8 protein-coding genes and 1 tRNA gene are annotated in these 13,979 nt (G+C 70.4%); 8 read left to right on the top strand and 1 reads right to left on the bottom strand.

The window, feature by feature from the left end:
• Positions 1-155: 155 nt before the first annotated feature.
• The 8 genes from OG452_RS15305 to OG452_RS15270 all read left to right on the top strand — a co-directional run bounded on the left by OG452_RS15305 (position 156) and on the right by OG452_RS15270 (position 12,860).
• Positions 156-725: a small secreted protein gene (locus tag OG452_RS15305; RefSeq protein WP_327296150.1), complete on the top strand. Its 570-nt coding sequence runs from the start codon at positions 156-158 to the stop codon at positions 723-725.
• Positions 726-873: 148 nt separating this feature from the next.
• The gene (locus OG452_RS15300) at positions 874-2,385 is read left to right on the top strand and encodes a DUF7059 domain-containing protein (RefSeq protein ID WP_327296149.1); all 1,512 of its coding nucleotides are present in this window, start codon (positions 874-876) and stop codon (positions 2,383-2,385) included.
• Between the two features lie 215 nt (positions 2,386-2,600).
• Positions 2,601-2,798 carry a hypothetical protein gene (locus OG452_RS15295; protein WP_327296148.1) on the top strand — a complete coding sequence of 66 codons (198 nt, stop codon included), beginning with the start codon at positions 2,601-2,603 and terminating at the stop codon, positions 2,796-2,798.
• Positions 2,799-3,107: 309 nt separating this feature from the next.
• The gene (gene topA / locus OG452_RS15290; RefSeq protein WP_327296147.1) at positions 3,108-5,975 is read left to right on the top strand and encodes a type I DNA topoisomerase; all 2,868 of its coding nucleotides are present in this window, start codon (positions 3,108-3,110) and stop codon (positions 5,973-5,975) included.
• 213 nt (positions 5,976-6,188) lie between these two features.
• Positions 6,189-9,521 (top strand): dTMP kinase, encoded by a 3,333-nt coding sequence (gene tmk, locus OG452_RS15285; protein ID WP_327296146.1) that lies wholly within the window; start codon positions 6,189-6,191, stop codon positions 9,519-9,521.
• 248 nt (positions 9,522-9,769) lie between these two features.
• The gene (locus OG452_RS15280) at positions 9,770-10,981 is read left to right on the top strand and encodes a DNA polymerase III subunit delta' (protein ID WP_327296145.1); all 1,212 of its coding nucleotides are present in this window, start codon (positions 9,770-9,772) and stop codon (positions 10,979-10,981) included.
• Between the two features lie 139 nt (positions 10,982-11,120).
• Positions 11,121-12,689: an alpha/beta hydrolase gene (locus OG452_RS15275; protein ID WP_327296144.1), complete on the top strand. Its 1,569-nt coding sequence runs from the start codon at positions 11,121-11,123 to the stop codon at positions 12,687-12,689.
• Between the two features lie 97 nt (positions 12,690-12,786).
• Positions 12,787-12,860 (top strand) — tRNA-Thr (locus OG452_RS15270).
• A 154-nt stretch (positions 12,861-13,014) separates the two neighbouring features.
• Here OG452_RS15270 and OG452_RS15265 read toward each other — a convergent pair.
• Positions 13,015-13,908, bottom strand: coding sequence for a peptidoglycan-binding protein (locus OG452_RS15265; RefSeq protein ID WP_327296143.1), 894 nt, complete (start codon positions 13,906-13,908; stop codon positions 13,015-13,017).
• Between the last annotated feature and the right edge of the window lie 71 nt (positions 13,909-13,979).

Raw genomic sequence — 13,979 nt, 5'->3', positions numbered from 1 at the left:
ACGACCGTCGCAGGGCCGTGCCCGTGAGCCTTGTCTCTCCCATTCGTCTTGGTGCAAATGGCCTCAAGACGCTAAAAAACGGTCTTACGATACGCGAATGTCGCCCACTTGGCGTGTAAGTTCCGGGGCCGAGAGCCTTGGAAGGGACCAATCCGGTGAACAAGAAGCTTGCTGCCGCACTGTCCGGCGGTGCGGTACTGGTACTGGCGTTGTCGGGCTGCAGCGACAACAGCAGCAACAAGACGAACGACTGGGCCAAGTCGCTCTGCGGCGACATCGGGCCTCAGCTGACGAAGATCAACAAGGCCAACCAGCAGATCACCGCCGTGGCGGCGGACGGCAAGCCCGCGGACATCCAGAAGGCCGACTCGGCCGCGTTCCAGGATCTGTCCTCGGCCGACGCGGCCATTGCCGCCGACCTCAAGAAGGCCGGCCCGCCGCCGGTCAGCAACGGGAAGCAGATCCAGCAGAACGCCATCACCGAGCTGAACGCCAACTCGAAGGCGTACGCGGACCTGAAGAAGCAGGTCGACGCGTTGAACGTCAAGGACCAGCAGAAGTTCTCCGACGGCCTCAAGAGCGTCGGCGAGAACATGAAGAAGATCAACGAGACCGCCTACAAGAAGCTCTTCTCCGGCGAGACGGGCAAGGCTCTGCTCAGCCAGGACGCGTGCAAGGTCGCGACGTCCTCGCCGTCCCCCACCGTCGCGCCCTCCAAGGCGTAACCCAGCGGGGACTGACGACCGGCCGGCAACCGCCGATGACGGGAACTCCGACTGCCGTCGGGCGCCTGTCACCGGCGGTTTCCGGCTGTCCGCGTGTCCGCGGGCGCTCGGTGCGGGCGTTGTCAGTGGGAGCAGCCACAATGGGCGGGTGAGTACGACCAGTCTCCCCGCGCCCGACCACTCGCCCCTGATCCGCGAGGCTCTGCTCGCCGCCGCCTTCACCGCGGACGGCCTGCTCGACCTGCTCGGCGCACCCGCGTACGCCGCGCTGGCCCGCAGCGAGACGGTGCCCGCCCTGCGTGCCACGCGCGGCGGGACACCGCTGGAGACGCTGGTGCGACTCTTCCTGCTGCAGCAGCCCGTTCCGGCAGGGCAGGCGGCGGCCGCGCTGCCGTTGGAGGAGTGCGTCGCCGACGGCTGGGTGGCGCGTACGGACGACGGCGTACGGGCGACGGTGGACGTCAGGCCGTACGGAGGCCCGGAGGGGCAGGACTGGTTCATCGTCTCGGACCCGGGGTGCGGGGTCGGCGGCGCAGGCGGTATCGGCAGCCATGACGAAGGCGTCGTGCTGGGGGTCGGCGGGGCGTCCACCACGCTCGCCGGGATCACCGTTCGTACGCCAGTCGGGCGAGCGCTCGACCTCGGTACCGGATCCGGTATCCAGGCGCTGCACGCCGCGCAGCACGCCACGGGTGTGACGGCCACCGACCTCAACCCGCGGGCCCTCGGCTTCACCAGGCTCACCCTCGCGCTCTCCGGGGCGCCCGCGGCGGATCTCCGTGAGGGCTCGCTCTTCGAGCCGGTGGCGGACGAGACGTACGACCTGATCGTCTCCAACCCGCCCTTCGTCATCTCGCCCGGAGCCAGGCTGACCTACCGCGACGGCGGGATGGGCGGGGACGACCTCTGCCGCTCGCTCGTCTCGGAGGCGGGCGCGCGTCTGAACGCCGGGGGGTACGCGCAGTTCCTGGCCAACTGGCAGCATGTGGAGGGTGAGGAGTGGCAGGACCGGCTGCGCTCCTGGGTGCCGCGCGGCTGCGACGCGTGGATCGTGCAGCGCGAGGTGCAGGACATCACGCAGTACGCGGAGCTGTGGCTGCGGGACAGCGGCGACCACCGTATGGACCCTGACGCCTACACCGAGCGGTACGAGGCGTGGCTCGACGAGTTCGACGCCCGCCGGACCAAGGCTGTCGGCTTCGGCTGGATCACGCTGTACAAGTCGGGTTCCGACCGTCCGTCGATCCTCGTGGAGGAGTGGCCGCATCCAGTCGAGCAGCCGCTCGGCGAGACCGTACGGGCGCACTTCCAGCGCCGGGACTATCTGCGCGACCACGATGACGCCGCCCTGTTGGCCGGCCACTTCAGACTCGCGCCCGAGGTCGTGCAGGAGCAGGTGGGCATGCCGGGCGCCGAGGATCCCGAGCATGTGATCCTCCGGCAGAACCGCGGCATGCGCAGGGCCACCAAGGTCGACACAGTGGGCGCGGGCTTCGCGGGAGTGTGTGACGGGACGCTCTCCGCCGGGCAGATCCTGGATGCCATCGCCCAGTTGCTCGGCGAGGACCCGGTGGTGCTCAGGGACCGCACCCCGCAGTCCATCAGGACGCTGGTCGAGGAGGGCTTCCTCGACCCGGTGGGCCCGCCCGCGTCGGCCTGACGTCCGCCGGATCCCGCTGAGCCCCACTGAGCCCCACGCGTCCGCGCCCACCTCCCACGGGCCCGAGCTCACCTCCGGCGCGTCCGCGCGCACCTCCCCACGCGTCCGCGCTCACCATTCACCTGTCGTCCGTGATTCACCGGTCGTTCGCGCCGGTGTCGTCCCGGGGTGCCAGCCTCACCGTCCTGGAACTCGGGGGACGGGATGGTACGGACATGGAGAGCGCGCCCGCGGTCTTCGCCGGAACGACATTCGCACTGTTCGGGGGCGCGCTGCTGCTGTGGACCGGGGCGCGGACCCGCCGTGGTGCGCCAGTGGCGGCGGGGGTGAATCCCACGCACGCCCTCGCTCTGGCGGTGGCGTTCGGTGTGGTCTCCGTCGGCCTGGGAGTGTGGTGCTTCACCCGCCTCTGACCCGCCTCGGAGGCCGCGGCCGGAACGGCCCCCCGGCAGCGCCTCCGGAATCGGTCGTACCGATGCATGGGCGCACTCATCGGCCCACCCGCCCAGGCGTCGGTGGGAGCTCCGCAAAGGCGCCCTGGAGGGGTGCGAGCGAAGCCCCGGGTAGGGCAGTGGGCCGATCCGGGCGGCAGAAATGCCGGTAGTCGGGTTACCGTTCCAGTGGCCGTTGCGGGCTTTTGCCGTTTGACACGGGGACGGGATGTACCGTCACACTCCGCAGCGAGCATGACCACCGAGTGCCGACCGGAGAGAAGAGCCACGTTGTCCCCGACCAGCGAGACCGCACACGGCGGCCGCCGACTCGTCATTGTCGAGTCGCCCGCCAAGGCGAAGACGATCAAGGGCTACCTCGGCCCGGGTTATGTCGTCGAGGCGAGCGTCGGGCACATCCGCGACCTGCCGAACGGTGCCGCTGAGGTACCCGACAAGTACACCGGTGAGGTGCGCCGGCTCGGAGTGGACGTCGACAACGACTTCCAGCCCATCTATGTCGTCAATGCCGACAAGAAGGCGCAGGTCAGGAAGCTCAAGGATCTCCTCGCGGAGTCCGACGAACTCTTCCTCGCCACCGATGAGGACCGCGAGGGCGAAGCCATCGCGTGGCACCTCCAGGAGGTCCTGAAGCCCAAGGTCCCGGTCCACCGGATGGTCTTCCACGAGATCACCAAGGAAGCGATCAGGGCGGCCGTCGCCAACCCGCGCGAACTCAACAAGCGCATGGTCGACGCCCAGGAAACCCGCCGGATCCTCGACCGTCTCTACGGCTACGAGGTCTCCCCGGTCCTGTGGAAGAAGGTCATGCCGCGCCTCTCGGCCGGCCGCGTGCAGTCCGTCGCCACCCGCCTCGTGGTCGAGCGGGAACGCGAGCGCATCGCTTTTCGTTCTGCTGAGTACTGGGACCTCACCGGTACGTTCTCCACCGGCCGACAGGGCGACCTCTCCGACCCGTCGACCCTCGTCGCCCGGCTGAACTCGGTGGACGGCCGCCGGGTCGCCCAGGGCCGTGACTTCAACTCCACGGGACAACTCAAGAGCGACGTCCTGCACCTCGACGAGGCCAATGCCCGCGCGCTCGCCGCCGCGCTGGCCGACTCGGCCTTCGCCGTGCGCTCGGTCGAGTCCAAGCCGTACCGCCGCTCGCCGTACGCCCCGTTCCGTACGACGACCCTGCAGCAGGAGGCCAGCCGCAAGCTGGGCTTCGGTGCGAAGTCGACCATGCAGGTGGCCCAGAAGCTGTATGAGAACGGCTTCATCACCTATATGCGTACGGACTCCACGACCCTCTCGGACACCGCGATCGGCGCGGCCCGCGCCCAGGTCACGCAGTTGTACGGCAGCGACTATCTGCCGGACAAGCCGCGCACGTACGCCGGCAAGGTCAAGAACGCGCAGGAGGCGCACGAGGCGATCCGTCCCTCGGGCGACCGGTTCCGCACGCCTGCCGAGACCGGTCTCTCCGGTGACCAGTTCCGGCTGTACGAGCTCATCTGGAAGCGGACCGTCGCCTCCCAGATGAAGGACGCGGTCGGCAACTCCGTCACCGTGAAGATCGCGGGCACCTCGTCCGACGGCCGGGTCGCCGAGTTCTCGGCCTCCGGCAAGACGATCACCTTCCACGGCTTCATGAAGGCGTACGTCGAAGGTGCCGACGACCCGAATGCCGAGCTGGACGACCGCGAGCGCAGGCTGCCGCAGGTGGCCGAGGGCGACGCGCTCTCCGCCCAGGAGATGACCGTCGACGGCCACTCCACCAAGCCGCCGGCCCGCTACACCGAGGCGTCGCTGGTCAAGGAGCTGGAAGAGCGCGAGATCGGCCGTCCCTCGACCTACGCGTCGATCATCGGCACGATCCTCGACCGCGGCTACGTCTTCAAGAAGGGCACCGCGCTGGTCCCCTCCTTCCTCTCCTTCGCCGTGGTCAACCTGCTGGAGAAGCACTTCGGGCGGCTCGTCGACTACGACTTCACCGCACGGATGGAGGACGACCTCGACGGCATCGCGCGGGGTGAGTCCAAGTCCGTGCCGTGGCTGAAGCGGTTCTACTTCGGTGAGGGTGACGCGGGCACCGGCCCGGCGGCCTCCGCCGGGAACGGCGACGGCGACCACCTCGGCGGGCTCAAGGAGCTCGTCACCGATTTGGGGGCCATCGACGCCCGGGAGATCTCGTCCTTCCCGGTCGGCGAGGGCATCGTACTGCGGGTCGGCCGGTACGGCCCGTACATCGAGCGCGGCGAGAAGGACTCCGAGAACCACCAGCGCGCCGACGTCCCCGACGACATGGCGCCCGACGAGCTGACCGTCGAGTACGCCGAGGAACTGCTCGCCAAGCCGAGCGGCGACTTCGAGCTGGGAACCGACCCCGAGTCGGGCCACCAGATCGTCGCGAAGGACGGCCGCTACGGCCCGTATGTCACGGAGATCCTTCCCGAGGGCACCCCGAAGACCGGCAAGAACGCGGTGAAGCCGCGGACCGCCTCGCTCTTCAAGTCGATGTCCCTCGACACGGTCACGCTGGCCGAAGCCCTCAAGCTGATGTCGCTGCCCCGGGTGGTCGGCACGGACGCCGAGGGCGTCGAGATCACCGCGCAGAACGGCCGGTACGGCCCGTACCTCAAGAAGGGCACCGACTCGCGCTCTCTGGAGACCGAGGACCAGCTCTTCGACATCACGCTCGACGAGGCGCTGGCGATCTACGCCCAGCCCAAGCAGCGCGGGCGTGCTGCCGCCAAGCCGCCGCTCAAGGAGCTGGGCACGGACCCGGTCAGCGAGCGTCCTGTCGTCGTGAAGGACGGCAGGTTCGGCGCGTACGTCACGGACGGCGAGACGAACGCGACGCTGCGGACCGGCGACAGCGTCGAGGACATCACTCCCGAGCGCGGTTACGAACTGCTCGCCGAGAAGCGTGCCAAGGGTCCGGTGAAGAAGAAGACCGCCAAGAAGGCTCCCGCCAAGAAGACGGCGGCGAAGAAGACGGCGGCCAAGAAGACCACCACCGCCGCGAAGAAGACCGCAGCGAAGAAGACCACTGCGGGCAAGACCACGACGGCGGCGAAGAAGGCTCCGGCCAAGAAGACGCCTGCCAAGAAGGCCACGCAGAAGACGGGCGCCACGCCCTCCGGCGACGAGTAGAAATGAATGGCCGGAGTCTCCGGTGGTCCCTCCCTCTGATCCGGTGAACCGGTGTGCTGTGCACCGGAGTCCGGGCTCACCGCGGTCCGGGTGGGCGGTGGCCCGGTGAACCGAACGGCCGGTACGGCGCGTGCGGAATGGGCGCGGCGTACCGGCCGCCCAAATGTTCGGGGGGCCCGGCGTAGATTTGACCCTTCCGGATAGGCTGGTCGGATGACGCGAGCCGAGCAGCCAAGGGTCGTGAGCCCTACCTCCGACGAACTAGCCGCAGACTCACGCGAGCGCGCCGTCCGAGCCCTGTTGCGCATCCCCCCGCTCCGGCGGTTGTGGAGCGCCCAGCTCGTCGGCAATATCGGCGATGCCCTCGCCCTTCTCGTGCTGCTGCTTCTCTCGTTGCAGGCAGCGGTCTCGCAGGAATCCTTCGGGGGCGGGTACCGCGGTGCCGCCTTCGCCGTAGCCGCCGTATTCGGCGCACGGGCCCTTGCCACCTTGCTCTTCGGCGCCGTACTGCTCGGTCCGGTGGCCGCGCTGACGGCGCCGAACGGGCCGCTCGACCGGCGCTGGACCATGATCGGTGCGGACGGCCTGCGGGTCGCGCTGCTGATCATCGCCCCGCTGTGGGTCAACTGGACTCCGGCCAACGCGCCTGCGGCGCTCCTGGCCACGGTCTTCGTGGCGGGCGTCGCCGAACGTTTCTGGTCGGTCGCCAAGGAGAGCACCGCGCCCGCGCTGCTGCCGAAGCCGCCGCCCGAGAGCGTCGCGGTGCGGGGCCTGCCCGACCACCTCGAAGCGCTGCGCAGGCTCTCACTGCGTACGGCCTTCCTCGCCATTCCGGCGGCCGCCGCCGCACTGCTGGTCGCCACGCTGATCAGCAAGCTGCTGGGATCGGGCATCGACTGGTTCTCGCTGCACCAGGCGGCGCTCGGTTCCTATGCCGCGGCCGGTCTCTTCGCCGCGTCCGTTTCGACGCTGTACTTCCTCGAACTGCCCGACGGCCAGACGCCGCGCGCCCGTTCCCCGCTGGAGGGGCTGCGCCGTCCGGCGGGCGCCAATGGCCCCGACAAGGGCCGCACGGGCACTGTTCCGCTGCTCGTCCTGGCGGCCGCCGCGGTCGCCGGAGCCATCGCTTCCGCCGTTGCCGTCGCCGTACTGGACGCCACCGACCTGGGCGGCGGGCCGGTCGCCTTCGCGCTGCTCGTCCTCGTCCTGACCGCGGGCACGGCCGCCGGTATCCGTACGGCCCCCAAGACCCTTCCCGGTCTTTCCCGTCGCAGGCTGCTCGCCCTGGCGATCATGCTGACCGGTGCGGCGCTGCTGGTGATGGGCCTGGTCCCGGACACCGCGACCGTCGTCCTGATCGCCGCACTCGCCGGCTGGTCGGCCGGTGTCGCGGCGAACACCACGCACACGCTGATCGACCAGGAGACCGAGGACAGCAGGCGGGCCCGGACCACCGAGCACCTCCAGGCGGTCGTACGGGTCGCCGTCGCGCTGGGCGCGATCGTGGCCCCACTGGTCGCCGCCCTGATCGGTCCGCACCACCTCGGCAACGGCGGTTTCGTCTTCGCCCACGGCGGTGCCGCCTTCACTCTGATGCTGGTCGGTGCGCTGCTGCTGCCGGTGGCCGCGCTCGTCCTGGTCAAGGCGGACGACCGCACGGGCGTACCGCTGCGCCACGATCTGCGCGACGCGCTGCGCGGCGGCGCCGACCCGGTCCAGGCCCCCGCGCCGACCGGCTTCTTCCTCGCCCTCGAAGGCGGCGACGGGGCCGGCAAGTCCACCCAGGTCGAGGCGCTCGCGGAGTGGATCCGCGCCAAGGGCCACGAGGTCGTCGTCACCCGCGAACCGGGCGCGACGCCGGTCGGCAAGCGGCTGCGTTCGATCCTGCTGGACGTCGCGTCGGCCGGTCTCTCCAACCGCGCGGAGGCGCTGCTGTACGCGGCCGACCGCGCCGAGCACGTCGATTCGGTCGTCCTGCCCGCCCTGGAGCGCGGCGCGATCGTCATCTCCGACCGCTACATCGACTCGTCGGTGGCCTACCAGGGTGCGGGCCGCGAACTGGCGCCCACGGAGATCGGTCGTATCAACCGCTGGGCGACCGGCGGCCTCGTACCGCATCTGACGGTGCTGCTCGACGTCTCGCCGGAGGCCGCGCGTGAGCGCTTCACGGAGGCACCCGACCGGCTGGAGTCGGAGCCCGCGGAGTTCCACCAGCGGGTACGGGCCGGGTTCCTGACGCTCGCCGCCGCGGACCCCGGCCGCTACCTGGTGGTGGACGGGGCGCAGGAACCGGAAGAGATCACCACGGTCGTACGCCACCGTCTCGACCAGCTGCTCCCGCTCTCCGAAGCCGAGATCAAGGCCCAGGAGGAGGCGCGGAAGGCCGCCGAGGAAGAGGCCCGCAGGAAGGCCGAGGAGGAAGCGGCCCGCAAGGCGGAGGAGGAGCGGCTGGAGCGCGAGCGCCAGGCGCAGCTCGCGAAGCTCCGGGCCGAGGAGGAGGAGCGCAAGCGCCGCGAACTCGAAGAGGCGCGGCGGCGCGAGGAGGAGCGCCAGGCCGAGGAAGCGCGCCGTCAGGCCGAGGAGGCCAGGCGGCTCGCCGAGGAGGAGCGGGCCCGCCGCGAGGCCGAGGAGCAGGCGCGGGAGCAGGAGCAGGAGCGACTCCGCAAGCAGAAGGAAGAAGAGGCGCGGCTCCGCGCGGAGGCCGAGGAGCGCCGCAAGGAGAAGCAGCGCAAGGCCGAGCAGGCGCTGCTCCGGGCCGAGGAGGCCCGCAGGCAGGCCGAGGCGGAGGCCGCCGAGGCGGCAAAGGCGGCAGCGGCTTCGGCCGACAACGAGACGACTGTCGAGACACGGGTGGTGGGCGCCAACGAGGTGACCCAGCCGGTCGAGGTGCGGCCCGCGCCGCCGTCGTCGTCCGACTCGGACGAGACGACGGTCATGCCGAAGATCGCGGAGACTCCGGGAGAATCCGGAGCATCTGGTTCATCCGGTACGTCTGGTTCATCCGGTACGTCCGGCACATCTGGTTCCTCCGGCAGCTCGGGCTCTTCGCGAGCTGAACGGTCCGCTCGGCCGTCGCAGGCCTCTCAGCCTTCGCGGTCGGAGGGCTCTGGTCAGACGGAGGGTCCCGGGCGGTCCGCCCGGTCCGCCGGTCCTTCGTGGGCCGCGAGGCCGTCGGAGCCGACGGGCGGGTCCGGTGCGGGGTCCACTTCCGGTTCCGGGGTCGCGGGTTCCACCGGGGATTCGGAGGAGACGACCGTTCTGCCGCAGGCGCACCTGCACGGCGCCACCCCCGCGGACCGGGTGCCGCCCGGGTACTTCCGGGACGAGCACCCCGCGCAGTCGCACCCGACGCCGCCGGAGAACGCGAACGAGCGCACCCGCGAACTGCCACAGATCGATCCGGACCGACCGCGGCGCCGCTCGGACTGGGCGGAGGAGACTCCGCTGGACGATCTGCCCTCGCTGGCGGACGAGCTGCTGGGCTCGGACCGTGAGGGCGACGACTACGACAACAGGGGCAGAGGCCGGGGCAAGGGCCGCAGCTGACTGATCCCGCGGGCCCGGAGGACATCACTGTCCTCCGGGCCCGCGGTGCTGTCGCCGACCGCCGGGAAGTCAGAGGTCCATGGGACGGGACCGTACTGTCAGACCCCTGCGCCACAATGGAAACCGCACAACACGACGGCAGGAACCGCGGCACCACGGCGCGGAAATCGGCCCAGAGGGACCGGCAAAGCAGACCAAGCAGAGCCAGAGCAAGAAGAGTAAGAGCAAGAAAAGAGGGGGGCGACCGCATGCCCGTATGGGACGACCTCGTCGGCCAGGACCGCGTCCAGACGCAGCTCGCCGCCGCCGCCCGTGACGCCGACGCGCTCGTCACCGCCAGCACCGAGCGCACCTCCACCGAAGCCATGTCGAAGTCGGCCATGACACACGCCTGGCTGTTCACGGGCCCGCCCGGATCCGGCCGGTCCACCACGGCCCGTGCCTTCGCTGCGGCTCTCCAGTGCGTCAGCCCGGACCGCGCGCTCGGCGGAGTCCCCGGCTGCGGCTTCTGCGAGGGCTGCCACACGGCCCTCGTCGGTACGCACGCGGATGTCGAGGTCGTCCGCACGGACCAGCTCTCCATCGGCGTGAAGGAGACCCGCGAGCTGGTCCGCCGCGCTCAGCTCTCGCCCGCGGTCGGCCGCTGGCAGGTCATCGTCATGGAGGACGCGGACCGCCTCACCGAGGGCGCGGGGAACGTACTGCTGAAGGCCGTCGAGGAGCCCGCCCCCCGTACGGTGTGGCTGCTCTGCGCGCCGTCCCTGGAGGACGTGCTGCCGACCATCCGCTCGCGCTGCCGCAATCTCACCCTGCGCACACCACCCGTGGAGGCGGTGGCCGACATCCTGGTCAGACGGGACGGCATCGAGCCACAGGCGGCCATGGACGCGGCCCGCGCGACGCAGGGTCATATCGGCAGGGCGCGCCGCCTCGCCACCGACGAGCGCGCCCGGGCCCGGCGCGCCGCCGTGCTCAGGATGCCGCTGCGCGTCGGGGAGATCGGCGGCTGTCTCAAGTCGGCGCAGGAGCTGATCGACGCCGCGACCGAGGACGCCAAGGAGGTCGCGGAGGGGACGGACACCAAGGAGACCGAGGACCTGAAGGCGGCGCTCGGTGCGTCGGCCGGCGGGCGGATGCCCCGGGGCACGGCAGGGGCGATGAAGGAGCTGGCCGACCGGCAGAAGCGCCGCTCGACCCGTACCCAGCGCGACACGCTCGACCTCGCGCTGACCGATCTGATCGGCTTCTACCGGGACGTGCTGGCGCTCCAGCTGCGCTCCAGAGTGGCCATCGCCAATGAGGACGTCAGGGACTCGCTGGACCGGATCGCGCTGAGCTCCAGCCCGGAGAGCACCCTGCGCAGGATCGAGGCGATCACCGCCTGCCGCCAGGCGCTCGACCGGAACGTGGGACCGCTGCTCGCGGTCGAGGCGATGGCGGTGTCACTGCGCGCGGGCTGACGGACGGTGCGGCACGGGCTGATACGGCTGAGCCAGGCGAGCGGGGCCGACCCCGCCGGGACGGTGGGCGTGGATTGACAGCTCACTCGTACGGGCGGGAAAAGAGGGGCTTCCGCCGGGGCCGGACTAGGCTCCGGGAATGGACTTCAGGCGTCTGCTCTCCACTCCGGTCACCGTGCTGGCCATGGCCGGTCTGCTTGTTTCGGGCTGTTCGCCGGGGGGCTCGGCCTCCACCGCGTCGCAAGGCGGCGCATCGGCGTCCGGCGCCGGCCAGGCCGGGGCTGAGACGTCCACACCGGCGGCGGATCTCAGCAAGTACTACAGCCAGAAACTGACATGGCGCTCCTGCGGCGCCCCCGGATTCCAGTGCTCCACGATGAAGGTGCCGCTCGACTACGCCAAGCCATCGGACGGCGACATCAAGCTTGCCGTCTCCCGCAAGAAGGCCACAGGCCCCGGAAAGCGGATCGGCTCCCTGCTGGTCAACCCGGGCGGGCCGGGGGGCTCGGCGATCGACTACCTCCAGGGGTACGCGGGAATCGGCTACCCCGCTGCGGTCCGTGCCCGCTACGACATGGTGGCCATGGACCCGCGCGGCGTGGCCCGCAGCCAGCCCGTCGAATGTCTTACGGGCAAGCAGATGGACGCCTACACGGAGGTCGACCAGACCCCGGACAACTCGGGGGAGACCAAGAAGCTCACCACATCACTCAAGGACTTCGCGCAGGGCTGCGAGAAGCACTCGGCCAAGATCCTTCCGCATGTGTCCACGGTCGACGCCGCCCGTGACATGGACATCCTGCGCGGAATCCTCGCGGACAAGAAGCTGAACTACGTGGGCGCCTCGTACGGCACCTTCCTCGGCGCGACGTACGCGGGGCTCTTCCCGAAGCGGGTCGGCCGGCTGGTCCTGGACGGTGCGATGGACCCGTCGCTTTCGTCGCTGCAGATGAACCGCGACCAGACCGCAGGCTTCGAGACCGCCTTCAAGTCCTTCGCCGCCGACTGCATCAAGCACAAGGACTGCCCGCTCGGCACCACCTCCACCGCCGACGCCTCACACCGGCTGGAGGCCTTCTTCCGCCGCCTGGACGCCAAGCCGGTGCCCACCGGCCAGAGCCGCAAACTGGGGGAGTCACTCGCCACGACCGGAGTGATCTCGGCCATGTACGACGAGACGTCCTGGCCCCAACTGCGCACCGCGCTCACCCACGCGATGGCAGGCGACGGTGCGGGCCTGCTCGCCCTGTCCGACTCGTACTACGAGCGCGACGGCAAGGGCAAGTACGCGAACCTGATGTTCGCCAACTCCGCCGTGAACTGCCTGGACCTGCCCCCCGCCTTCAACGGCCCGACAGCCGTCACCAAGGCGCTGCCGTCCTTCGAGAAGGCGTCCCCGGTCTTCGGCAGGGGCTTCGCCTGGGCAGCCCTGAACTGCTCGTACTGGCCGCTGCACGCCACCGGCACTGCCCACCGCATCACGGCGAAGGGCGCGGCCCCGATCGTGGTGGTCGGAACGATCCGCGACCCGGCGACCCCGTACAAGTGGGCGAAGTCCCTGGCGGCCCAGCTCGACTCCGGCACGCTGCTCACCTACAACGGCGACGGCCACACCGCGTACGGCCGCGGCAGCGACTGCATCGACACGGCGATCAACAGGTACCTCCTGGACGGCACCCCGCCGAAGAACGGCAAGGAGTGCTCCTGACCTGCACGGAGTGGCCCGCCCGGGGGCTGTCCGGAGCACCCCCGGAAACTGTGTAGACTTGGCGTCGCTGCTGACCGCACCATGGTCAGGACGGCGTGCCGCCTTAGCTCAGTTGGCCAGAGCAACGCACTCGTAATGCGTAGGTCTCGGGTTCGAATCCCGAAGGCGGCCCTGTAAAAGCCCCAGGACTCACTCGCCGTGACCTGGGGCTTTTGCTTTTCTCGGGGGTGGGTGGCTTCGGGCTCTGCGGTCGTCTGCCCGGACCGAGGGCCCGGCCCCTGCCGTGCTCCGCCCGGGCTCTCACGGCCCGCTCATGGCTGGCTGCTCACGAGGACACCGGGACCCGCAGGGCCTTCCAGGAGGTGGCGCCCGGCCAGCCGTCCGCGTCGGTGCCGGTGTAGCCGAGCCTGCGCTGCCACTTGGCATACGAGGCGCGGTCCGCGTCGGTCCACTGGGGGCCCGGGCCCGAACGGTAGGCGGAGCAGCCCTCGGCCGCCAGACGCCTGCCCATCGCGGTCACGATGGCTGACTTCGGACTCTTCTTGAACCAGTCGGCGCCCGGGAACAGCTGGTAGGCAGTGCCTGGGCCGGAGGAGCCCGATGTGGGGGGTCCCGGGGAAGCGCCGGACGCCAGGCGGGAGCCGATCCGGGTGCGCAGGGAGGCCATCGTGAAACCGACCGGGTCGATCTTGGTGTTGGTCCACTCCTTGTGCCCGATCACAGAGGCGGCGCTCCAGCCGTGGGCCCGGCAGATCGCTGCGGATGCCTTCGTGATGGCAGTGAGCTGCGCTTCCGGCCAGGGGTCCTTGCCGTTGCCGAGGTTCTCGCACTCGAAGCCGTAGAAGTGCGTGTTGCCGTCGGTGCTCTGCTGGTTGGGGGCCGGCAGGGTGTGTCTCTCGGCGACGACGGCGGTCAGCACGCCGTTGTCGCCAAGCCCCGCGTGGTTGGCGCGGCCGTTGCCGACCAGGTGGACGGGGCCGTCCTTGGCGATGACGCCGTGGCAGAGCGGTCCCGGCAGGTCGGACCGGCCGTTGTAGCAGAGTGCCACGGTGGCGCTGGTGCCCGAGGTGACGGTGTGGTGGATCATCACGCCGTTCACCGGGCCCCAGGGGCCCTTCGAGTTGCGGTTGTGGGTGCGCCAGCCGGCATGTTCGACGACGGTGACGCCTTCCTTCTTCAGAGCCGCGACGAGAGCGTCGGCGGAGAGCGGAGTGGCCATCGGGAATCCTCCAGAGGGGCGGGAAAGTATCGCGGGAAGAGGGGGCGCGCGGGGGGCCGCCGCCGCCCTGG

It is taken from the genome of Streptomyces sp. NBC_01197 (assembly GCF_036010505.1).
In the GTDB taxonomy this organism is placed as follows: domain Bacteria; phylum Actinomycetota; class Actinomycetes; order Streptomycetales; family Streptomycetaceae; genus Streptomyces.
This window is presented reverse-complemented; position numbering and strand designations above follow the sequence as displayed.